The 23859-nt window shown below is 40.5% G+C and carries 20 protein-coding genes; 7 read left to right on the top strand and 13 right to left on the bottom strand.

Annotated features, from left to right (window positions below):
- Positions 1–108: 108 nt before the first annotated feature.
- Together M1E93_RS06030 and M1E93_RS06025 are read left to right on the top strand one after the other, a co-directional pair.
- A complete protein-coding gene (locus tag M1E93_RS06030) occupies positions 109–945 on the top strand; it encodes a MurR/RpiR family transcriptional regulator (RefSeq protein WP_053110627.1) in 837 nt (278 codons plus the stop codon).
- 318 nt (positions 946–1263) lie between these two features.
- Positions 1264–2256, top strand: coding sequence for a hypothetical protein (locus M1E93_RS06025; RefSeq protein WP_036941230.1), 993 nt, complete (start codon positions 1264–1266; stop codon positions 2254–2256).
- A gap of 269 nt (positions 2257–2525) precedes the next feature.
- On the opposite strand, the gene M1E93_RS06020 is transcribed toward M1E93_RS06025, so the two are convergent.
- Positions 2526–2780, bottom strand: coding sequence for a helix-turn-helix domain-containing protein (locus M1E93_RS06020; protein WP_004922128.1), 255 nt, complete (start codon positions 2778–2780; stop codon positions 2526–2528).
- Between the two features lie 479 nt (positions 2781–3259).
- On the opposite strand from M1E93_RS06020, the gene M1E93_RS06015 reads away from it, so the two are divergent.
- From M1E93_RS06015 to M1E93_RS05995, 5 genes are all read left to right on the top strand, one after another.
- Positions 3260–4207 (top strand): IS30 family transposase, encoded by a 948-nt coding sequence (locus tag M1E93_RS06015; protein WP_140035165.1) that lies wholly within the window; start codon positions 3260–3262, stop codon positions 4205–4207.
- Between the two features lie 422 nt (positions 4208–4629).
- Positions 4630–5922, top strand: coding sequence for a glucose-1-phosphate adenylyltransferase (gene glgC / locus M1E93_RS06010; RefSeq protein WP_004922133.1), 1293 nt, complete (start codon positions 4630–4632; stop codon positions 5920–5922).
- 4 nt (positions 5923–5926) lie between these two features.
- Positions 5927–8380, top strand: a complete 2454-nt coding sequence (gene glgP / locus M1E93_RS06005) for a glycogen/starch/alpha-glucan family phosphorylase (protein ID WP_076914249.1) — start codon at positions 5927–5929, stop codon at positions 8378–8380.
- Between the two features lie 201 nt (positions 8381–8581).
- Entirely contained in the window at positions 8582–9469 is an 888-nt protein-coding gene (locus M1E93_RS06000; protein ID WP_004922140.1) for a helix-turn-helix domain-containing protein, read from the top strand.
- Positions 9470–9784: 315 nt separating this feature from the next.
- Complete coding sequence (locus M1E93_RS05995) at positions 9785–11164, top strand: sugar porter family MFS transporter (RefSeq protein ID WP_426207197.1); 1380 nt, start codon at positions 9785–9787, stop codon at positions 11162–11164.
- 78 nt (positions 11165–11242) lie between these two features.
- Here the strand turns inward: M1E93_RS05995 and M1E93_RS05990 are convergent, their stop codons facing one another.
- The 12 genes from M1E93_RS05990 to M1E93_RS05935 form a co-directional block, all read right to left on the bottom strand.
- Positions 11243–13285, bottom strand: a complete 2043-nt coding sequence (locus M1E93_RS05990; protein ID WP_014656444.1) for a TonB-dependent copper receptor — start codon at positions 13283–13285, stop codon at positions 11243–11245.
- Between the two features lie 136 nt (positions 13286–13421).
- Complete coding sequence (locus M1E93_RS05985; protein WP_014656445.1) at positions 13422–13856, bottom strand: DUF2946 family protein; 435 nt, start codon at positions 13854–13856, stop codon at positions 13422–13424.
- 362 nt (positions 13857–14218) lie between these two features.
- Entirely contained in the window at positions 14219–15250 is a 1032-nt protein-coding gene (locus tag M1E93_RS05980) for a phosphotriesterase family protein (protein ID WP_004922160.1), read from the bottom strand.
- A 1-nt stretch (position 15251) separates the two neighbouring features.
- Positions 15252–16217, bottom strand: a complete 966-nt coding sequence (locus M1E93_RS05975) for a DMT family transporter (protein ID WP_036941236.1) — start codon at positions 16215–16217, stop codon at positions 15252–15254.
- Between the two features lie 124 nt (positions 16218–16341).
- Positions 16342–17112, bottom strand: a complete 771-nt coding sequence (locus tag M1E93_RS05970; protein ID WP_376738360.1) for a glutamine amidotransferase — start codon at positions 17110–17112, stop codon at positions 16342–16344.
- Positions 17105–18325 (bottom strand): PfkB family carbohydrate kinase, encoded by a 1221-nt coding sequence (locus M1E93_RS05965; RefSeq protein ID WP_004922173.1) that lies wholly within the window; start codon positions 18323–18325, stop codon positions 17105–17107. The genes M1E93_RS05970 and M1E93_RS05965 overlap by 8 nt, the downstream gene beginning before the upstream one ends.
- A gap of 519 nt (positions 18326–18844) precedes the next feature.
- Entirely contained in the window at positions 18845–19912 is a 1068-nt protein-coding gene (locus M1E93_RS05960) for a cytochrome c-type biogenesis protein CcmH (protein WP_040132251.1), read from the bottom strand.
- Complete coding sequence (gene dsbE / locus M1E93_RS05955; protein ID WP_004922181.1) at positions 19909–20466, bottom strand: thiol:disulfide interchange protein DsbE; 558 nt, start codon at positions 20464–20466, stop codon at positions 19909–19911. Before dsbE ends, M1E93_RS05960 begins: the two co-directional genes overlap by 4 nt.
- On the bottom strand, positions 20463–22394 hold the full coding sequence (locus tag M1E93_RS05950; RefSeq protein ID WP_426207196.1) for a heme lyase CcmF/NrfE family subunit: 1932 nt from the start codon (positions 22392–22394) through the stop codon (positions 20463–20465). The genes dsbE and M1E93_RS05950 overlap by 4 nt, the downstream gene beginning before the upstream one ends.
- Positions 22391–22870, bottom strand: a complete 480-nt coding sequence (gene ccmE, locus M1E93_RS05945; RefSeq protein ID WP_036941240.1) for a cytochrome c maturation protein CcmE — start codon at positions 22868–22870, stop codon at positions 22391–22393. Before ccmE ends, M1E93_RS05950 begins: the two co-directional genes overlap by 4 nt.
- On the bottom strand, positions 22867–23079 hold the full coding sequence (ccmD, locus tag M1E93_RS05940; RefSeq protein WP_004922193.1) for a heme exporter protein CcmD: 213 nt from the start codon (positions 23077–23079) through the stop codon (positions 22867–22869). Before ccmD ends, ccmE begins: the two co-directional genes overlap by 4 nt.
- Positions 23079–23816 (bottom strand): heme ABC transporter permease, encoded by a 738-nt coding sequence (locus M1E93_RS05935; protein ID WP_121875052.1) that lies wholly within the window; start codon positions 23814–23816, stop codon positions 23079–23081. The genes ccmD and M1E93_RS05935 overlap by 1 nt, the downstream gene beginning before the upstream one ends.
- Between the last annotated feature and the right edge of the window lie 43 nt (positions 23817–23859).

Here is a 23859-nt window from a genome sequence, read left to right as displayed (position 1 = left end):
TAAAAAGCAATATGAATTGATTATTCCATTTAGTTGGATTAGTTTTTCAAAAAAATTCGACTAACGGCTGAAAATAACTACAATCAATAGCCTAGTCACGGAGGTTTTATGTCAACTGCATCGAATTTAAATGAGTTTCAGGAGCAAGTTCGTTCCCGTTACGATGAACTAAGTAAACGGCTACAGCAAGTAGCACGATATGTTTTAGATAACACAAATAGTGTGGCTTTTGATACAGTTGCTGTCATCGCTAAGGAAGCCAATGTTCCACCATCTACCTTAATCCGTTTCGCTAATGCCTTTAATTTCAGCGGATTTAACGAAATGAAACAGTTATTTCGTATGAATTTAGTGGAAGAAACGGCAAGTTACACCGACCGCGCCCGTTTATTTCGTGAAATGGATAGCGACCAAGAACTGAGTGATGATCCTGCTCAGATTTTAAAAGAGTTTGCTCACTCAAATGCGCAAGCGCTACAACAAATGGCAGCGAGAACCCCCGCTGAAGATCTTGAAAAAGCCGTCACCCTATTAGCCGAAGCAGAAAATGTCTATATCATTGGGTTACGTCGTTCGTTCAGCGTTGCAACCTATCTTAGCTATGCCCTTAGCCACTTAGAGTGCCGTCCACAATTGATCGATGGCCTTGGTGGTATGTTCAAAGAGCAAATCAACCGAATTAACGAAAAAGATGTTGTGATTTCTATTAGTTTCACACCTTATGCAGAAGAAACCATTATGGTGAGCGAAAAAGCCGCCCAAACTGGCGCAAAGCAGATTGTTATCACAGATAGCCAAATCAGCCCACTCGCTAGTTTTAGTGATGTCTGTTTTGTGATCAAAGAAGCCCAAGTTGATGCCTTCCGTTCCCAGTCAGCAACCTTGTGTCTTGCGCAATCACTCACTGTTGCACTGGCTTATCGCCAAGGCAGTAAGCTAGTTTAATCTTAAGACGGGCTTTGGACACAAATACCTCCGTTGTGACTTAGCCCGGAACATTACAAAGCGGTATCGATTCCCCTTCCCTTTCAATATTCCTCAATTTCGGCAATCTCCAAACTCACTAACCTGTACCTCGTTTCTTGATGCTATTAATCACCACTCATGGATGAAATCTAAGCCTATTACCAGTGTCTTTAAAAATTGTGAGACTCATCAGAAAACATGAATTTCAATAAAAATAATAATGAAATTATTATTTCACACTGTTATGTTGAGATTATGTAAACACCTGAAACTAACCTTTCGGTGAGGAGCTTGGTAATGAATACACATTTTCTCTATTTGTTTGGCCACCTTCGCTTACTTGAAGAGCAGCATGCGCTTGTCTCGTTAAATAAGACAGGTATTGGCCTCATAGGCTCCCCCACGCACAATACATGGTACACAGAAGCGATATTGCATAGCCAACATCATTGTCAACTCAACTCCGTTTGTTCGTTAGATTCACCGATACCTTCAGCTGCATACTTTATTTGCCAAAAAAGAAAAATCGAGCATCTCATCGACAATGATGCGGTTGATACAATTATCGTGACATCCCTATGCGGTGAAGAGCTATTAAAGTTTATTATTCAATCTGCGATTAATTCAGGAAAAAATATTTTACTCAATAATGTTCCAAATTATGGAACCAATGAGTTAGTTAATTTACTCAAATTAGCTAAATACAACGATGTTAATATCTGCCAAAATAGCCTGCTTCGTTTTTCTCACCAGTATGATGAAATGAAATCAATCTTATCAAATAAGAGTACTCGTGATAGTGGTTTATTGCGCTTATCCGCCCACCGTCAAATTGATAAAATGGATTGCCTTTCCAAAGAGACATTACGTTCATTAATTGCAGAAAAAGTATCGCTGCTCCTTAATTTACTGCCTGAATTTAAATTTGATTCCCTCTCAATTCAATATTCTCGTCCATTTTCACACATTGAAAAAGGTGATGTGCTTATGATTAATTTAAAAGACAGCAATGGCTTTTTAGCCTCGCTAGAACTGTTTTTTAATACAGGGAATGTTTCTGATAAATTATCCCTTAAGCAATGCCATCATGATCTCCAATTTGAGAATTTTCTAATGTCTAATAACCAATTCTCAATAATTAACGAAAATTCATTGATTATAAAACAGCTTGACCATTTCATCTTAAATCCACATAAAACAAACAAAATCGTCATAAACTCACAATTAATTGATATCAATAAAATAACTGAATCGATTTTAAATCAATTGGAATTAAATCAGTTTATTTGATAAGTGAATTTATAATCTACCCAAATCAATAATGTATTCAATAATAACCTTGTTGATTATTTTTTGATAATAAAAATCAAACTATTCAGTATAATTACTTAATTAACAATCAAGGCCGGAAGAAATAGAGCCAAAAAAGATAATGACTCTGTCATTCCTTCCGGTCCGATTAACTTTCTCATAGTATCTCTCTATGTTGATATTTGGTGCTTTTGTTGACGGTGTTTACAAGATATTTTATAGCCTTCCCTGAGTGTATCATACGCCTATTAATGAATGGTGCAGCGTGTACCTAGGTTAACGTTAACAACACCATACAGAAACGTCGTTGGCTCCAAGTTAAATAAACAGGCAAATTGGAATAAAGAATCGACATCGATACAGCTTTCACCACTTTCAAAGCGAGTCATCTCATCTTCAGAAACGCCAATTAGTCTAGCCGTTTGTTTTAACGTCATTTTATGACTTTCTCTTTGTTTACGAATTTTGATACCAAGTAGTTTTGCAATATTATCTTTTTGCATAATAACCCCCTAAAAAAATAAATTAAGTAAAGTTAGTTTTGACGATGCGTAAATTAGCATTCTGCTTCCATAAATTAATTGATTTAAATTAATTGATTTAAATTAAAAAATGACGCCAAAAAACTCATCGAATTATGAATAGCACTAAATGATTAATTTCAACCATAAAACATAATCCAGTGAATCATAAGGACATTTTTAAAATAGATCTTTTTATCCCTAGATATTTATTGTGACATTAATCACAAAAAATGTGTATCCTAACTTCGTATTATTCAGCATTAAACCGTCTTTTTAAGAATTTTATACATGTAAGTTTTATGTGGTTTTTATGTGTTTTATTATTTTTATTTATTAAATTATATAATCACTCTTCGCGAATTCAGATAATAAGTGCAACGCTCGGTCATGTTAGATGGAAGGACGGTTAGCTACTGATAAGCTATCCTGCTCTTCCGACCAAAGATGAGCGAGTAAGTATGAAGTATCAGCAACTAACCGAAGGACAACGATACCAGATATCGATACTGCGTGAGGATAATTTATCCTGCCATGAGATAGGTATCCGTATCGGTGTAAGCAAGTCCACGGTCTCCCGTGAACTGAGGCGTAACACTTCAGATACTGGTTATAACCCACAACAGGCACACCAGAAGTGCTGTGATAGGCGGCTGTCATCTGCCAAAAGGACAATTCCTCAGCAGACCATAGATTTCGTGATATTTGCTCTGGAGTGGAAGTGGAGTCCTGAGCAAATAAGTGCAATTGGCAGCATTATTGGTCTTAGCGTCAGCCATGAATGGATTTACCAGTATATCTATGCGGATAAGCGTAGCGGTGGCGAGTTGTACAGGCATCTTAGGCAGGGCAAACGGCGATATCGTAAGGGCTACGGGCAGAAACGAGGGCGCATCCCTGATGCGGTATCCATTGAGCTACGGCCGTCAGTCGTCGATGACCGTAGCCGTCTGGGGGACTGGGAGGCCGATTTGGTGCAGGGTAAACAGGGCACTGGTGCTATCGTGACACTGGCAGAACGCAAAAGCCGTATTTACCTGACAAAAAAGGTGTTTTCAAAGGATGCGGTGGAAGTCAGTAAGGCCATTATCTCACTGCTGAGTGAGTATCAGGATGTATGTCACACAATAACGTTCGATAACGGTCTAGAGTTTAGTGAGCACAAGGCGATAGCAGAAGCACTGAACGCAGATACGTACTTTGCCCATCCGTATGCCTCGCATGAGCGTGGGCTGAACGAGAATACGAATGGGTTGTTAAGACAGTTTATCCCGAAAGGAACAGACCTGCGGACAGTGACAGAAGAAGACTTACAACGCTATCAGGGAGCGTTGAACAGCAGGCCACGCAAGTGTCTGGGGTTCAGACAACCTTCGGTGGTGTTTGCGGAGCTAAGAAAGGCGGCTTAGCGTTGCACTTCGGACTTGAATCCGCCCTTTAAAAACATTCATAAGATTATCGCCATATTATTATTAAGATAAATAACTTTATTGTTACTAATTATGACATTTTATGTCAGTTGATTTAGGACTAATTTTATTCCAAAAAAGAAAAACATTTAAAGTCATATTTAAATTTCTAAAGTCTAGTATATTATTGAATGTAAGTAATATAAAAAAATAAAAAAAGTCATCTTTTTTAGATTAAAAGTAATCAATAAACGATTATATTAAGTTTTACTATACTTGAATATTTTGAATAACAGTAGATGGCGGACAAAATAATAGTTAAGTCATTGAGTTCAAAAGAACAAAAACTTGAAATATGAAAGGTATACACCAATAGGGAAATCTTTAAATAACAGTTTGCTTATTTTGGAGAGTTCTAAGGTATGTCTCAAAATGATATGAATAATATGATGATGTTAGCTCGTCATTTGCCTCAAAAGGCCGTTGCTTTGATCCTTGCTGGAGGTAAAGGTACTCGCCTTAAAGGATTAACGAGTAAACGAGCCAAGCCTGCTGTTCATTTTGGTGGTAAATTTCGTATTATCGATTTTGCATTATCAAATAGCCTAAATTCGGGTATTAGACGAATTGGTGTTATTACCCAATATCAATCTCATTCATTAGTACAACACATCCAAAGAGGATGGTCGTTTTTTAATGAAGAAATGAATGAGTTTGTCGATTTACTACCCGCACAGCAACGCGAAATTACCGACCATTGGTATAAAGGCACGGCCGATGCGGTCTATCAAAATATGGATATTATCCGTAATTATCGTGCAGAATATATTGTGATCCTTGCGGGTGACCACATCTATAAAATGGATTATTCACGCATGTTGCTCGATCATGTTAACAATGATGCAAAATTTACCGTTGCCTGCATCAAAGTGAAAAAAGAGGAAGCCCATCAATTTGGTGTAATGGAAATTGATGAGAATCGTTGGATAACCCAATTCCATGAAAAACCACAAGACCCGCCGGTACTAAAAGATTCGCCTGATTCATGTTTAGCGAGCATGGGGATCTATATTTTTAACAGTGATTACCTCTACAAAATGTTAGAAGACGATAGCCTTTGCCCGAGTTCCAGTAATGATTTCGGTAAAGATATTATTCCCAAAATAGTGGCCAGAAGAGAAGCTCTCGCTCATCCCTTTGAATATTCATGTGTCACCAGCAATGCCGATGTTCCTCCTTACTGGCGCGATGTCGGAACATTAGAAGCCTATTGGTCAGCAACACTGGATCTTGCCTCGGTAACCCCTGAGTTAGATATGTATGACCGCAACTGGCCTATCCGTACTTATATGGAGCCTTTACCACCTGCAAAATTTGTCCAAGACCGCTCGGGAAGCCATGGCATGACCATGAATTCACTTGTTGCGGGGGGGTGTATCATTTCAGGATCGATTGTCATACACTCTGTGTTATTCCCTCGCGTGAGAGTCAATTCATTCTGTAATATCGAATCTTCTATTTTACTGCCCGGAGTGAATATTGGGCGCTCATCACGTTTACGCCGCTGTATTATCGATAGAGGCTGCGTCATTCCAGAAAATACCGTTATTGGCGAAAACCCTGAAGAAGATAGCCAACGCTTCTATCGCACAGAACAAGGTATCGTTCTCGTCACAAAAGAGATGTTAGATAATTTACATAACAATAAGGAATAAGATTGTGAGCACTCATTTTGTTTACGAATGTCATTCGCCACTAGTGACACAAGAAGCACTAAAAAGCTCCATTATCTATAAATTAAAATTTGTGATTGGCAAAGAACCTTATATTGCGACACAACGAGAATGGTTAGAAGCCATCATACTGGCGGCTCGCGATCGGATCGTTGACCGATGGATGGCGACGAACCGTGCAACCTATTCACAGCAGCTTAAGCAGGTTTACTATCTATCGATGGAGTTTTTACTCGGTCGATCATTATCTAATACATTAATTTCAATGAATATGTATGAGGATCTAACCCAAGTCGTAGCTGAGCTTGGCTTTGATTTTGAGCAATTGTTAGAGCAAGAGACAGATCCCGGCCTCGGTAATGGCGGCTTAGGCCGCCTTGCCGCATGTTTTCTCGATTCTCTCGCAACCCTGAATCTCCCCGCATGTGGTTATGGTATTCGTTATGAATACGGCATGTTTAAACAAACCATTCGTAATGGACAACAAATCGAATCCCCTGATGATTGGCTGATTCATGGCAACCCTTGGGAGTTTCCTCGAACAGAAAATCGCTACCAAATCCAATTTGAAGGCCATGTGACCGAAGAAGAGGGCCGCTATCAGTGGGTAAAAACGAACGATATTATCGCTGTCGCTTATGACCAAATTATTCCTGGCTATAATACTGAGGCAACAAATACCCTGCGTTTATGGAGTGCCAAAGCTAGCGATGAATTTGATCTGCAAATTTTCAATGATGGCGAATATTATGCCGCGGTTAAGAAAAAAAATGAGTCTGAAAACGTTTCTCGCGTCCTCTACCCAAACGATTCAACCTATTCAGGCAAAGAGCTGCGTTTAAAACAAGAGTTCTTCTTAGTTTCTGCATCTGTGCAAGACATACTTCACCGCCATTGGCTAGTTTACCAACGTTGGGATAACTTAGCTGACAAAGTGGCAATCCATTTAAATGATACCCATCCTGTTCTTGCCATTCCTGAGTTAATTCGTCTATTAGTCGACAAACACCAAGTCAGTTGGCAGGATGCCTTAGCATTAGCACAAAACGTGTTCTCTTATACTAACCACACGCTGATGAGTGAAGCTTTAGAAACTTGGCCTGTCGAGATGATCCGTAAAATTCTGCCGCGCCATCTACAAATCATTTATCAAATTAATGACGAATTTTTGCAACATGTGAGCCAAAAGTTTCCGCAAGATTACGAATTGCCGCGTCGTGTCTCCATCATTAATGAAGAGTATGGGCAGCTTGTGCGAATGGCGTGGCTGGCGGCTATTGTCTGCCATAAAGTCAACGGCGTCTCTGAGTTACATAGTCAACTTATGACCGACTCTCTGTTTGCCGACTTTGCCCGAATTTTCCCTAATAAATTCTGCAACATCACCAATGGCGTGACACCGCGACGTTGGCTAGCTATTGCTAACCCAGAGCTGACTTCGGTTATAGAAAGCTATATCGGCCAACAATGGTTAGTTAATTTGCCTCAATTGACTGAATTGAAGCAGTGGATGGATTACCCTCAATTTTTAGATAAGTTGCAACAAGTTAAACACAGTAACAAAATTAAATTAGCGCGTTTTATTGCCCAGACACAACAAATTGTGGTTAGCCCTGAAGCCTTATTTGATGTACAGATCAAGCGTATTCATGAATATAAGCGGCAGCTCTTAAATTTACTGCATGTCATCACTCGTTATAATCGAATATTAGCAGATCCAGAGCACAACTGGGTGCCCCGCGTGGTGATCTTTGCAGGCAAAGCCGCCTCCTCATATAGCGCGGCAAAAAAAATCATCCACCTCATTAATGATGTTGCTGCGGTTATCAACAATGATGCGCGTATCGGTTCGCGCTTGAAAGTGGTGTTTATTCCTGATTATGGAGTAAGCCTAGCTCAGAAAATAATTCCGGCCACCGACCTTTCTGAGCAGATTTCACTTGCAGGTACAGAAGCCTCCGGAACCGGTAATATGAAATTCGCACTAAATGGTGCATTGACCATCGGTACACTCGATGGCGCAAATGTTGAGATACGCGAACATGTTGGCCACGATAATATTTTTATCTTTGGTCATACCATCGATGAAGTAAAACAAATCAAGCAGAATTACTACTATCCACGTTGGTATTATGAAAATGATGCTGAACTGAAACAAGTGATAGACCAGATAGCACAGGGTTACTTTAAACCTGACGTTCCTAACTTTTATCAAGATTTAACCTACAGCTTGCTCGATGGCGGTGACCCATATTTATTGTTTGCAGATTATCGTAGTTACATCAATACACAGGAACAAGTCGACGATTTATATCAAGACCCATTATCTTGGCAGTCTAAGGTAGCAAAAAACATCTGTAATATGGGCTTTTTTTCTACTGATAGAACAATCCAAGACTATGCCTCACAAATTTGGAATATCGAATCTATCAATTTATGACCCTATGAATTAGATTAATCTAGACATTTTGGTTAAGGTCAATTTAACGAGAAACTTACTTAACTTCACAACTATTTAAAAAAATTCTCAGTCGGCATGCTATCCTGATACCGACTGGGATGTATCTGTCTAGTATAAAAGTCCGATTTTTAGCCAGTTATGATTTTATACTTTGGGCAAAGTTAATTTAAAAGGGTCATCATGCTTCAGGAAAGTGTTATTAGAGAAATGATTCTCTGGATCGAAAAAAACTTAGAGTCACGCCTGTCTTTAGATACTGTTGCCGAAAAATCAGGATACACCAAGTGGCATTTTCAGCGCCTATTTAAAAACCAAACAGGACTTGCTCTCGGTTCTTACATTCGTGCTAGACGATTATCGTGCTCAGCCGTGGCATTGAGGCTAACTAATGATAGCATCATGGATATCTCTTTACGCTATCGTTTCGATTCACAGCAAACATTTTGTCGTGCATTTAAAAAACAATTCAATATCACCCCTTCTGAATACCGCAAACGTACCGGATGGAAAATTGAAGGTTTTTGCCTGCCACTAAGAGAAAGTAAAGAGTTCAGCGTTAAGGTCAGCCTAACCAAATTAGATCCCGTTAAGGTTATCGGTAAACAGCATCGCTATACCAAAAGCATCAATGAATGGAATTTTAAAACCCAAGAGCTGAGACGCTACTATTGGAGAGACTTTATCAATGAGGCTCAGTGTGTCACAACCAATATGTATGCTATCCACGGTGTTGATTCTATCAATGATCAAGAGGGGCAATTCTGCTATACCACAACCTTTGAAGAAAGTGGTGTTGACTCCCCTACCCCTAATCTTAAAAGCATAACTCTCCCTGCTGGCGATTATCTACAAATTAAGTTTACGTGTGATGAACTCCACGGTATTGATTACAACGACATTATCTATACCGTATATGGAAAAGTACTTGCGAGTATGGATATTGCTCGGGGTGAAGGCTGTGACATTGAAAACTATGTTTTAAAGTCTACGCCCGATTATAAAGAGTTTATTGAAAACTCACGCCTCTATCTTAAAGAATTAAATTATTATATCCCTGTCATTATTTGATTAAATTAAAGAAAACTAACTTACACTGAGTTAGTTTTCTTTATTTCTTATATTTAATCTTAATAACTTATCTAACAGATAATTAACTTTCATTTCATTTTCATAAAAACAATCATCATTAAAAGCTCATCAAATATAGATAATCAATTCTATGATGTTAATAATTATTTGAATATTACTTCATTAAAGTTCATATTAAATATATCGAGTGTTGAAAATAAACAAATATCACGTTAGCATAAATTTTAGTTTCATCTTTTTAAAGGACAGATAACTGAGTTAATAATCCAACTTTGCAATAAAGGACTAATAATAATGGTTAAGAATAATACCTCAACAAGTCTTATGGTTATCTTTGTCGGTTTACTGGCAGCACTCGCAGGCCTCTTCTTTGGTTTGGATACGGGGGTTATCTCTGGTGCACTTCCCTTTATTAGTCAACAGCTTGATATCTCATCAACCCAGCAAGAACTGGTTGTCAGCTCAATGATGTTTGGTGCCGCAGCCGGCGCTATTATTAGCGGGTGGTTATCATCTTTAAGTGGTAGAAAAAAGAGTTTACTGATCAGTTCAATATTATTTATTATTGGTGCATTAGGCTCCGCCTTTTCCCCTAATGCCAATATACTTATTATTTCGCGAGTCATATTAGGACTCGCAATTGGTATTTCTTCATTCACAACTCCAGCTTATTTATCAGAAATCGCACCGAAAAAGATCCGTGGTGGAATGATATCTATGTATCAATTAATGATTACAATAGGTATCTTACTTGCATTTATTTCTGATACCGCTTTTAGTTATGATCATGCTTGGCGTTGGATGTTAGGGATCACAGCTATCCCTGCTGTTTTGCTTTTTATTGGCGTCACTTTTTTACCCGAAAGCCCCCGTTGGCTTGCCAGTAAAAATAGATCGAATGATGCTAAAACTATATTATTAAAATTAAGAAAATCAGAAAATGAAGCGATCCAAGAGCTGGATGATATTTTTAATAGCCTAAAGATCAAGCAATCGGGATTCGGTTTATTTAAAAATAACAGTAATTTCCGACGTACTGTATTTTTGGGTATTGCTCTGCAATTTATGCAGCAACTGACAGGTATCAATGTCATTATGTACTATGCCCCTAAAATATTTTCATTAGCGGGGTTTGAAAGTACCACCCAACAAATGTATGGCACAGTTCTTATTGGCTTAGTCAACGTCATCACAACCATTTTTGCCATCTCAATCGTTGACCGTTTTGGCCGTAAAAAATTATTGATCTTTGGCTTTAGTGTCATGGCAATCAGTATCGGCTTACTCGCCTACTTGCTCTCTTTTGATACGCATACCGTTCTAATCCAATATAGTAGTATTGCCTTTTTACTTATCTTTATTATTGGATTTGCCGTGAGTGCGGGACCGATTATGTGGGTCTTATGTTCTGAGATACAACCACTGAGAGGTCGTGATTTCGGTATCACCTGTTCAACTACCTCAAATTGGGTAGCAAATATGATCGTTAGTGCTACGTTCTTAACACTGCTATCGACTTTAGGGGATACGAATACTTTCTGGGTTTATGCTGGGTTAAATGCTGTATTTATTATTATCACGCTCTATTTTGTCCCAGAAACAAAAAATGTTTCATTAGAGCAGATAGAAGAGAACCTAATGAAAGGCAATGCGCTACGCAATATTGGTCGATAAGCATCCACAATTAAACGTTATTTTTGTAGAACACCCGATATTACCTCGGGTGTTCTGTTTTGATAAAACCGCTTCTCGTTAGAAAGTTAAGTTCAATTTCGCCCAAAACGTTCTGCCCGGCTCATTCACGGGTTGATTAGAGGAATAACCAAACCCACTATTACCCGCTAAGTTTAGGTGTTCGCTATAATTTCTATCAAATAGGTTATCAACACCAGCACTTAACTTAACATGATCATTCACCCGATAAGCGGTATTAACGGAGAAAATCGTGAAACCAGCACTGCTACCGAAGTCTTTCCCGACTACGTTACCATCATTAATCGCCACACGATGTTGGCTACTGACAATACGCATTAGCCCTGTTGCCGTCCAATCATTCTTTTCCCAAGATAAACCAAAACGGGTTTCTAATGGCGGCATCTGCGGTAATGGTTGCCTATCACTGCGGTTTTCCCCCCAAGAATAAGCGAGACTTGCATCCGCTTTCCACGCATCACTGAGCTTATAGGCGACGCCCATTTCTCCCCCCATGATCATCGCATTCACGTTTTCAACTTGACTTTGTCGCGAATTATGTGGGTTATAACGGAATAGGATAAAATCATCGACTCGCCCAATATAAGCGGAAACCCATGCGTTAGTTTTATCATTGCTATATTTTGCACCGATATCTAACTGGGTCGTTTTTTCCGTTTTTAAATGGTCGAACACATTGCTTGTTCCATCAGGGCCGTAGGTTGGTGAAAATAACTCCCAATAATCAGGGAAACGCTCAGTGTAACCGACACCGGCATACAGCATGACAGGCATATCAGAAAGCGAATGCTCATAACGCACAAACCCTGCTGGCATCACAGTATTGCGCCCCGATGACCCTACCGCGGTCTCATTATCCACTAATACCCTATCGGCACGCGCACCTGTAACGACTTTCCCATGCGCATTTGCATTCCACGTTAACTCACCAAACAGCCCATAATCTTGGAATGTTGCATCCTTATTCCAGTGGTTATTGCTCTCCTTACGGTGAGTATTAGTTTGCATATCGGCCCCTGCACGTAATTCGTAATCGTTCCATAACCAAGTTCCCATAACTCGGCCACCCACCGTTTTACGATCAACACGCATTTTCATTGGCATATTCATCATGCCATGACCACCGCCCATCATATGCCCCATATGACCAGAGCCGCCCCCCATTGAGCCACTTGTGTCACGTAATGAATAGTTATCCATAATATGGTCGGCATAGTTGTAGTACATATTCGCTTCTAGCTTATCAAGCACTGTGCCAATATTTGTCTTTTCAAAACGCACACCTAGACTTTCGCGTTTGAATTGCGAGCCATCCATTCCACGACCTGCATAGCGAGCTTCACCATCCCCTTTCCCCGCGGTAAGCTCAAGTAACGTGTATTCATCTGGCGTCCAGCCTACAGCAACATCCGCATTCCATTTATCCCACTTTGATGGCACTTTCTTACCATCTCCATCTTTATAATCATTAGAGCGAGATTTATTACCTATTAAGCGTAAATAACCTTTTTCATTCCCCATACTGACATCTGCATTCGCATCCCAACGCTGATTAGAGGCCGTTAACGCACTTGCATTCCCCTGAACACCCGCTTTATCAAAAATGGGTTTTTCACGCTCAAAACGAATTGTACCTGCCGAGTTACCTGGTCCCCAAAGAACTGACTGAGGCCCTTTGATCATCGTTAATAGGTCGAAGTTTTCTGGCGAAATATAAGAGGTTGGGGCATCCATGCGAGATGGGCAAGCGCCTAACATCTCACTATCATTAGTTAAAATCCGTAAGCGAGAGCCAAACATGCCACGAAAAACGGGGTCACCGTTCGTGCCGCCATTACGAATTTGCGAGAAGCCGGGGATCGTTTTCAAATAATCAGAACCATCACTCGCCGGCACTGGCTGTCTAGGTGTTTTTGGTGAGGTGCTGATAGTTAATGGTGAATCAACGGGGGCAGTGACTATCATCACTGAGTGTTCTGAAAATTGACTTTGATTCTCTGCCTCAGCGACTGCGCTATTCGACAATATCGCGGTCGTTACTAAAAGTGTCAGTGGTGCGATTACACATTTTTCTTTGTTCATTATTTTGCCTAATTCTTTTCTTTATGACGTAGCCATGCCGCCTGAATTCGATAATCAAATTCAAGATAGAGAGCAGGCGAAGCCCTTTGCACTCAATACGGCAAATGCAACATTGTGAATTTAAAATGATCAATAATTAATAAGAAAAGAGAGACGGAGGAGCGCGCGCAAAACGCAGAGACCAAGGCCGAAACAAATATGGATGAATACAAGGCTCAAGGGGGATCCGCGTCGTCAGCGTTGCCAATTGGCGAATTGCAATGGCAATAAATAGAATGATAAATGGAAAATGGATCAACAACTGGCAATAGCCACAGGCAATGTCTTCCATCGGCGATAGTCCGACTCCCGACATTAACAGATGATTCATCATGCCGTTAGAATGGCATTCTTCAGGCAATAGAGCACCTTGATGCGAATGATGCATCACGTGTGGTGCCATATTTTCCATTGAAGAACAATCAGCCATTTGCATCATTGACTTTGAGACCAATGGTGCAATAAACAGCATTGCTACTGCAAGTAGCGCAAGATAGGCTGCAAATTGTCTTAATCTATCATGCAGGTGCAACATTTTTCCGTAATATCTATTGTTATTTTAATGCGCGAAAGTGTATCTCATTTACATCATCGTTGTTATCGTTTTTTGTCAATAATGTTACTTGGCCTACATTCCCTCTATATTCAAATAGAACAATTTGGCACCATTATATTGGCGTAATTTCCATTACATTCACCTGAAATAAAAACCATTCGAAATATTATTTTTATAAGTCATATCCACCAATAGCATTCTCAATAATAAAAAATAGTAAAACGGGAATTATCGACAAAAAGCCCTTTTGCTTTCACGCCCCATAAAAAAACAAAAAGCGGCAATAGCTTAGCTATCACCGCAAAATCGAACAGAAAAAAACAAGGGGAGATTATTTATTAAGCTAATAAGTTAGCTGGGTTATCGATACATAAGCGGTCAAGGGTAGCTTGATCGACGCCTTTCTTCGCCAGAAGCGATAGAAAAACATTCGGTACAAAGCCCCATCCATTTCCGCCATTTTTTGCCCACATCTGTTTTAAGAACACATCGTGACTCAAAACGATCTGATTGCTATATCCCAGCTCTATCAACTTATAAACCGCATCAACGGTTTCTGTAACGGTTGGTGCAACCCCTTCTTTAGGGAATGAAATATCAAGCCCTATCATATCGAACTCAAGCCATACGCCTCTGTCTAACATACGACGCTGATAATCGATATCCTTTCCTGATGGGTCTGAGTGCGCTAATGAGATCTTAGCGGGATTAACGCCCATCTCTTTGATTAAAATATCCAATACTTCATCACCACGACGTTGCCAACCTGGCATATGGATATTCATTGAGACATGATCATTGGCAAGCTGAGCGACGGATGCGGCTCTAAGGCTATTTTTTTCCCCTTCCGTAAAAAATGGAGAAACCCCAATTTCGCCAATCATCCCCGCTCGAATATCAGTGCCATCAATACCAATATTCAATTCGTCATCAATCATTTTCGCCATTTCATCGATACTTTTTACTAGGCGCTCGCCTTCAAATTTTTCGATATATAAGCCTGATGAGGCAACGACATTAATACCTGTTTTAATGGACACTTCTCGCAATTGACGAACATCTCGACCAATTGCTTCGGAGCCTGTCGCATCAACAAGCGTTTTACCGCCAAGCTCCTTAAAGTTATTCACTTCATAAATCACATCGTCGATAGGTTTTTTATCCATATTGTCACAGCAGCAATAAGGATCGTGTTTTAGCCCCCATTGAATATCTGCACTGACTTTTTTATCGACCAACACATGCGAGAAATCGTAAAAAGGTTCATCGACAACGGTAGAGAGATCGTTAAACAAATGCTCATGTGGTAGGGTTAAACCCATATCTTCTTTTTTAACTGGCCCAGTGACAGTCTGAATATAACCTTTCATTTTACACTCCCGCCGTTTTCACAGCTTTTGCTTCTCTAAACTCAGGAATTGTTGTGATAATTGCACCAACCAGCGCAAACAGTGTGCCAATAATCGTGACCAGATAGACAGTGTTACCCAATGATGGCAAGAGTAAATCAATCAGAACTGAACCCAGTAATTGCCCTGCTGTTGATGCAACTCCGAGCATTAACAGCCCTAATCCACGAACTAAGATTGCCATTAACGCAATAGACATTAGCCCTAATGGACCACCGAGATACATCCACCACACCCCCGGTAATTCAAGAGTAATGTGACCAAGAGCCATACGGATCACCAAAGCGACAGTCAAAACCGTGAAGCCGACAATGAAGTTCCATGTGATAGATACCATCATTGAACCTGTCGCTTCTGCCACTTTAGAGTTACCCGCTGGTTGCCAACCCGCTAATAGACCCGCTAAGAAAGGAAGAATGGCTAAATAGATAGCAGAGGTAGAGTGCCATTGTGGAGACACCACAAATAAGGTGGCTACCACGGCAAAAACAGCGCCTAATACGCGAAAAAGGGTGAACGGTTTTTTCTCATCGATACCAATACCGAAACGGTCACACAATAGGCCTGATAATAATAGCGCCGATATCAATGCGGTTTGGAAAGTGGCAATCCCTAGTGCACTGGCAGAAGCCCCTTCAGAGAAAACCACCATTGCGCCACAAAGGCCTGCAAACCAGTTCCACAATGGAATTTTACGTTGTTTAATTAAACTTGGAATAGAGGCAAATTGCTGACGAGTCTGTTTTTTCGCTATGATAATAAAAAACATGACGACAAGACCGCTAGCAAACGAAATTACCGCACTTGCGTTGCCATCTTTTAATACATCCCCGAGCTGCCCATTAACGGCAGATTGCATTGGCGATAACATCCCGGCTAAAACCGTCGCTATCATCAGTAATGGTGTAGAATAACTTTTTGCACTCATAAAATATTCCTTTTGGATTTTTTGACTATGAGTCATTATTTTTGTAATCGGAGTACAAAGTGCGGGGGAAATTCCCCACACTTAATTTCTTATTTTTGATATTTTACTTTTGACAATAACTGAATTAACGAGCGATCTGTTTTAGGATATTTACCCACATGTCAGAGTAATGTTCCCAAGCCATAAATTCTTTACTTCCCCAGTGTGGCGAGCAATCACTCATAAAGCAGGCTGTTTTACCCTTTTCATATTGACCAAAGACTAATAGAGGATCTTCGCCAATATTTAAAACAGTTTCTGTATTTTCTTTAGCTTTAACTTTGTTATAGCCTAAAAACATTGGCCATTGTCCAAATCCTTTAACGGATTCATGTTCTGCATTGACTGGTACTGCAAAAATACCTTCAGGTGTTTCAACACGATCATCACCATCAAGCATTTCTACCGGTAATACATCTGCTAATAATGTATTTTTATAATTCGCTTTAGCCTCAATTCCCATAAAGGATAGATAGCCACCAATCATTAATAATCCACCGCCATTAATGACATACTGCTTAATTAATTGCAGTGCATTTGGTAATACTTTCATATTATAAAAAGTATCGTTTTGCAGTAAGAAAGTATTTGCACCAATATCGCTAATGACAACGACATCATATTTCTCTAACTCTTCTACCGTTTTAGGAAATGCCATTTGAACGGTATGAGCAGGCATATAATCAATTTCAACATTTTTATTTCTTAAGCAATCTAATAAAAATGTTGCACCCTCTTCATATTTACTCGAAGTAAAACTGTCGTAGCCTTTAGTATGAATCATATGAATGTGCCATGACTCACCAATAAATAAAATTTTCATTTTTATTCCTCTTTCAGAATATGAATTATTCAGGGGATTGAGTGACAACCTGAGAGTAGGTTGTTTGGTTAATACGATATATCACGTTAATATCTTCAGGCATTTCTGAAGCTTTGCTCGTTTCTACCGCAAGCGATGAAAATGCCGAAGCATAACGCAACGCATACGAAAATTGCTTACCTTTTGCTAATGAGGCCGCCAATGCGCCATTGAAAGCATCCCCAGCGCCAGCCGTATTTTTGACCACCGCTGTGTAGGCCGGTGAGTAAATAAATTTATTGCCATCGTAAGCAATAGAGCCTTTACTTCCTAATGTGATCACAACCTTTTTAACACCTTTATGATAGATGACGTCGGCTGCTTTTTTAGCCGACTCCATATCCACAACATTCACTCCGGATAGCAAACTGGCTTCCGTTTCATTCGGCGTTAAAATATCGACTTTTTCAAGTAGTTCGATAGCAATATCACTATAAGGTGCAGGGTTTAAAATAATCGGTATATTATACTCATTACCTATCGATATAATTTCCCTTAAGGCTTCAATATTTGTCTCAAGTTGTAGCAAGATAATATTCGAATTAATAATTTTATCTTTTTGAATTTTTACCTCATCAGCACTGATATCCATATTTGAGCCAGGATATATGGAGATAATGTTTTCGCCACTATTTTCTGACACGAAAATTGATGCTGTACCCGTTTGGAACTTTTCAGTTTGGTAAATTGTTGATGTCTTAATTTTTGATGATGAAATAAAATTCACCGCATAATCACTAAATTGGTCAGTGCCAATTTTAGTAATAAAATGGACTTGTGAGTCTGAATAACTTGCAGCTAAAGCCTGATTGCAACCTTTGCCACCTGGTGAAAAAATAAATTTGTTTGATAATAATGATTCGCCTGCCTCTGGTAATCGAGGCAAATAACTAATCATATCAACATTAAATGAACCTAATACACAAACTTTGCCGTTCACTGAATCATCCTTATTGGTTATTTCATTAAGGCTATCGTTACATTCCAGAAACTGTATAATTTCTTTTTTAGCAACCTTATCTAGGGATTCAAATTCAATGAATGCGCCACCATGGCAACGGTTAATAATTCCTTTTTTTGCCAAAGAATTTAAATCTGCTCTAATGGTTTCTTTTGTGACATTCAGTTCTTTCGATAAAACAGAAACTTTTGCTGAGCCTGCGTTTTTTAAAAAATTAATTATTTTTTTATGTCGTTCTGCTTTCATGCCATTTTACCTCATGGCATTTACTCTAAATTAGATAATGTTATTTTAATGTGATAATAATCATATGTTCCCAATGCAAAGCAAAAAAAAGCAAAAAACACAAAAGCTAAAACAAAAAAAAGCAAAAGCATATTACGTTAAGGTAAATTTAGTTTTTAATGCAAAACAAAATAGGAAAGCATTAAGTAATCTAATCATCATTTAATTTAATCATAAAATAGTAATTATATTACTTATAAAACAATCATAAGATTAAATAAAATTAAATATTAACTTCAATAGCTTACAAGGAACCAAGTTAATTTATCATTAATAATTAACTATAAAGGATTTCAAATAAATAAATTACTTATTTTTCAATTTTAATCGCCTAATTTCAATATTGAATCGATTCAAACTAAAAATGACCACCATTTAAATAAAACGTATCGAGAAAAATAAAATCAAAAAATGGTACGCAGAATATAAAAACGGGAGCGATTGCTCCCGTTTTAGTGCTTTGAATCAGTTAACAACCCACTATTGAACTGTTTTTTTCTCATGCACCATCATCAATGCTTGTTCAATACTGCGCTCAATGACTGTTCGTCGCTGATCATTTTCAGGTAATAATTGCAGCATCATCTGCCAAGCTGAGATGGCTTCTGCATAACGAGCCTGCTCAAATGCATTAAAAGCAAACATGCTTAATGCCTTAACATTGGTCCTATTTTCAGCAATCAGCTTACGCAATAACTCACCACCAATGCGATTATCTTCTGGATCAGACGAACGCGTTAACACTTCGGCATACCCTAGCGCCACGTTATCATCATTCGGCTTGAGTCGATAAGCCCGCTCATAAGCATCTGTCGCCATCGTGGCATTATTTAATACCATGCCAATCCGACCTAGCATCACCCATGCATCGGCATTTTGAGGCTCATCCTGCAAACGAGTACGTAAACCTAACGCAAGGCGCTCCATTTCTTCAAGATTAAGTGGTGGCTCTGAGGGATCTAACGCTCTGTCAAGCAACGCTGGCGCCTGTTGGTAAGCTAAATGCCAATCTGCAACTTTGCCATAACTGCCTACCTGATAATAAGCCGCGGCCCCAATTCCGAAAGCCATGATCACCCCCGGGACATACACCCACCCAGTTGAGCGCGTTGGCTTTATTGAAGCGGTATGTTGCTGATCATTTGGAACATCTTGTTTTATGCGAACACGTTTTTTAGTACGTGCGTAAATGATCCACCCACCGACAATCATGGCTGCAAAAGGTAATCCCCATAAGATGGCCGTTAATGGCGTCAATGGAGGATTGTACGTCACAAAATAGCCGTAACGTGCCACCATATAGTCAACGATTTCATCGCGGCTCTTGCCTTCTTTCATCAACTCATACACTTTTTGCCGTAAATCTAAAGCAATCATTGAGTTTGAATCTGCAATGCTATTGTTTTGGCACTTCGGGCAACGTAACTCTTCTGTTAACTTACGAAATTGCTGCTCTTGCTGCTCATTATCAAAGGTAAAAACTTCAGTCGCCGCAAAAGCACTACTTGCACTAACCGCTAGCATCAGCAAACCAATAACATATTTCATTGGCTGGCCTCCTTGCTATAGCGTTCCCATAATGGTTTCACTTCCTTATTCCAGACATGCTCATCCATTGCGCCTGCATGCCGATAACGAATAATCCCATTGCCATCGATTAAGAAGGTTTCAGGAGCCCCATAAACGCCCAGATCAAGGCCTAACATGCCCTCACCATCAAAAAGACTTAAAGCATAAGGGTTACCAAGTTCGCGCAACCAAACAATCGCCTTATTGCGATCATCCTTATAGTTTAACCCCACCACGCGTACACCTTCAGCAGCAAGCTGATTGAGGTATTTATGTTCAGCGCGACAAGTAGGGCACCATGTCGCCCAAACATTTAAGAGGATAGGTTTCCCTTGAATCAACACATTTGACTCATAATGTTGACCGGGGTTTTCAAGTGACTCTAAACGGAACACAGGCACCGGTTTACCCACTAATGCAGATTCAAGTAAACGAGGGTCATCCCCTTCGGCATTACGCATCAATTGCCATAACAAAACGGCGGCAATAGCAGCGAAAATAATAAAAGGGATCAAGAAAACTTTGCGTTTCATGCAGCCTCCTGCACGGGTTTACGGCGACGATAGCGCGGATCAAATAGGCAGCATAGCGCTCCAGCAGCCATTAAAATGCCTCCCGACCAAATCCAGCGCACAAAAGGTTTGTAGTAAAGGCGCATAGTCCATACCTCTTTACCGACCTCTTCTCCTAATGCAGCATACAAATCTCGGGTTATTCCCCCATCGATAGCCGCTTCGGTCATCACGGCACGGCTGGTGCTATAAAAACGTTTTTCAGGCTGTAATTTAGTGAGTAATTCACCATTTTTCTTAACGTCAATATTCCCTATCACACCCTGATAATTCGGGCCATTCGCTTCATGTACCCCATTAAAGACAAAGGTATAATCACGAATAACCACACTTTCACCGGGCTTCATTTTGGCATCACGTTCAATGCTGTAATTTTGACTAAAGGCAATCCCCACAATGGTTACTGCTAAACCTAAATGTGCAAGTACCATTCCCCAATAACTTGGTGTGAGCTTGATTTTTTTACTAATACGTACACACATTTCGGCGAACGCCAGTAATGCTATCCAGCAAGCCATCATTAAACCAAGCACGGTCAACGCTTCTAATCTATCTTGCATTAGCCATGGCAGTAGGCATGACAATATCAAGGTCACGAGCAAGGCCATTAAGAGTAATTTTCTAATCGCTGCGGGGCGGTCTCTCCCCCAACGCACTAGAGGCCCAATCCCCAGTAAGAGTGCGAATGGCACCATTAGCGCGATAAACATGGTATTAAAGAAGGGCTCACCAATCGAAATACTGCCTAAACCAATTTGTTTGTGAACTAAAGGCAGTAAGGTGCCTAATAACACGACCAGCATTGTAGCGGTTAGGATGACGTTATTCGCCAGTAGCATTGATTCCCGAGACCAAAGCGCATTATTAACACGAGAACGAACCTTATGACCTCTTATGGCAAACAGCAGCAATGAGCCACCGATAACTAAGACCATAAAGGCGAGAATGAAGAGTCCTCTCGAGGGGTCAGATGCAAAGGCATGCACAGAAACCAGCACCCCTGAACGTACGAGGAAAGTACCGAGTAAACAAAGTGAAAACGCAAATATCGATAGCAATAAAGACCATGCCTTAAATGTCGCTCGCTGCTCTGTCACCGCCAGCGAGTGAATTAACGCGGTTCCTACTAACCAAGGCATAAACGACGCATTTTCAACGGGATCCCAGAACCACCAGCCGCCCCAGCCTAGCTCATAATAGGCCCAAGCCGAACCTAACATGATGCCGAGCGTTAAAAAAAACCACGCAGCCATCGTCCAAGGGCGAGCGAAACGGGTAAATGAACTATCCAGCCGGCCACTAAGCAACGCCGCGATAGCAAATGCGAAGGCGACTGAAAAGCCAACATACCCCATATACAGCAATGGTGGATGGAAAATCAGGCCGGGATCTTGCAAGAGCGGATTTAAGTCACGTCCTTCAATTGGGAAGGAGGGCAAGGTGCGCGAAAAGGGGTTTGAGGTGAAAATGATGAACAACAGAAACCCGACGCTCACCATCCCCATTACTGCTAAAACACGAGCAACAATATCCAGCGGCATGCGGTAGCTACATAATGCAACCGCAAACGTCCAGCCGCTCATCAATAGCACCCACAACAGCAGTGAACCTTCATGCGCACCCCATGTTGCCGCAACCCGATACCAAACAGGTAATTGCGTGTTGGAGTTATTTGCAACATAAGTAATTGAAAAATCATTTATAACAAAGGCGTTGACTAGCACTAAAAATGCGCCAGCCACACACAAAAACAGTAGCCAAGCAAGAGACCTTGAAGCCCGCATTAAGCGCTCATCGTGACGAGATACGCCCCATAATGGATAGATAGAGAGTAATACTGCAATACCTAACGCTAGGCATAGCAGTATATTGCCAACCTCAGGGATCATAGTGCGTTATCCTTATAAGCCGCGGCAGGTCGACGGTGATTTTCCTGCATCGCTTGCTCAACTTCGGGTGGCGTATAATTTTCATCGTGTTTAGCGAGCACTTCTTTGGCAATGACATGATGGTTTTCAGCCAGCTCTCCTTGGACAACTACCCCTTGCCCTTCTCGAAAAAGATCAGGCAAAATTCCCTCATAGCTCACATCAACTTCCGCTTCCGCGTCATACACCGTAAAAGTAACTTTCAGGGAGTCCGGATCACGCTGAACGGTACCTGGCATCACCATTCCCCCGACACGTAAGCGTTGGCCAACTTCAGGTATCTGCTGGGTTTCTCGCTTCCCATAAATGATCTCACCGGGGGTATAAAATAGGTCGATACTGGAGCGAAGTGCATATAAAAGCAGCGCGACCATTAACCCCACACCAATTAGAATGGAACAAACTAGCCATAATCTATTTTTACGACGAATATTCACTCAGCCTCCCGACGCGCTCGTGCTGCTTTCTGTCTTGCTTCTCTTGCTTGCTGTGCAGTGATGGAATTTATAATCATTTTGCGTTGTAAAACGGTGTGAATACACAACAGCAATAGCGGTGTTACCGTCAATAGAACTGCCAGCCAGACATAAAAGGCATAACCGCCCATTGCAAAAAAATCCGCCCAAGATGCAAATGCACGACTCATTATTTACGCCCCTTCTTATTCACGATATCCATAACCCATGAGCGGTTACGCTCCAGTAGTAATAATTGGTTGCGTAAACGCACCAGCGTCAGAGAAATAAATAAAAATAGATAGCCTAAAATAGCCAAACGCAAAGGTGTGCGCATTGCAGGGTTAATACTTTGCTGCATTCGCGTTGAAGGCTGATGTAATGTGTTCCACCATTCAACGGAATAATGGATGATAGGTAAATTAATCACACCAATTAAGACTAAGATCGCCGCAGCTTTTCCTGCTGTCCGGCGGTCATCAAATGCATGCCAAAGCGCGATAATGCCAACATACAGAAAAAAGAGAATAAGTTCTGAGGTTAAACGTGCATCCCATACCCACCATGCGCCCCACATGGGTTTGCCCCACGTTGCCCCCGTGACTAAGGCAATAAAGGTAAATACCGCACCAATAGGTGCCATAGCGGCAATCGTTAATTCAGCCACTTTCATTTGCCAAACAAGACCAACAAAAGCGACGAACGCCATAATGGCATAGATCCCCATTGACCACATTGCTGCTGGAACATGGAGGTACATAATGCGATAGCTATCACTTTGCTGATAATCGGCGGGCGCAAATCCGAATCCCCACCCCCAACCTAGTGCTAAAAAAATCACGCTCAGGGTAATAAACCAAGGGGTCAACCGCCCACATAGTTGGTAGAGATTGGCAGGAATAGCAAGTTGGTGAAGCTTTTTCCACATATTTAAAGGCTCCAGATCATATCTCAGGCAAACTTTGCGCTGC

This window comes from Providencia sp. PROV272 (assembly GCF_049901975.1).
GTDB lineage: Bacteria > Pseudomonadota > Gammaproteobacteria > Enterobacterales > Enterobacteriaceae > Providencia > Providencia stuartii.
The sequence above is the reverse complement of the archived record's forward strand: the minus strand, read 5'-3'. Positions and strand labels throughout refer to the sequence as shown.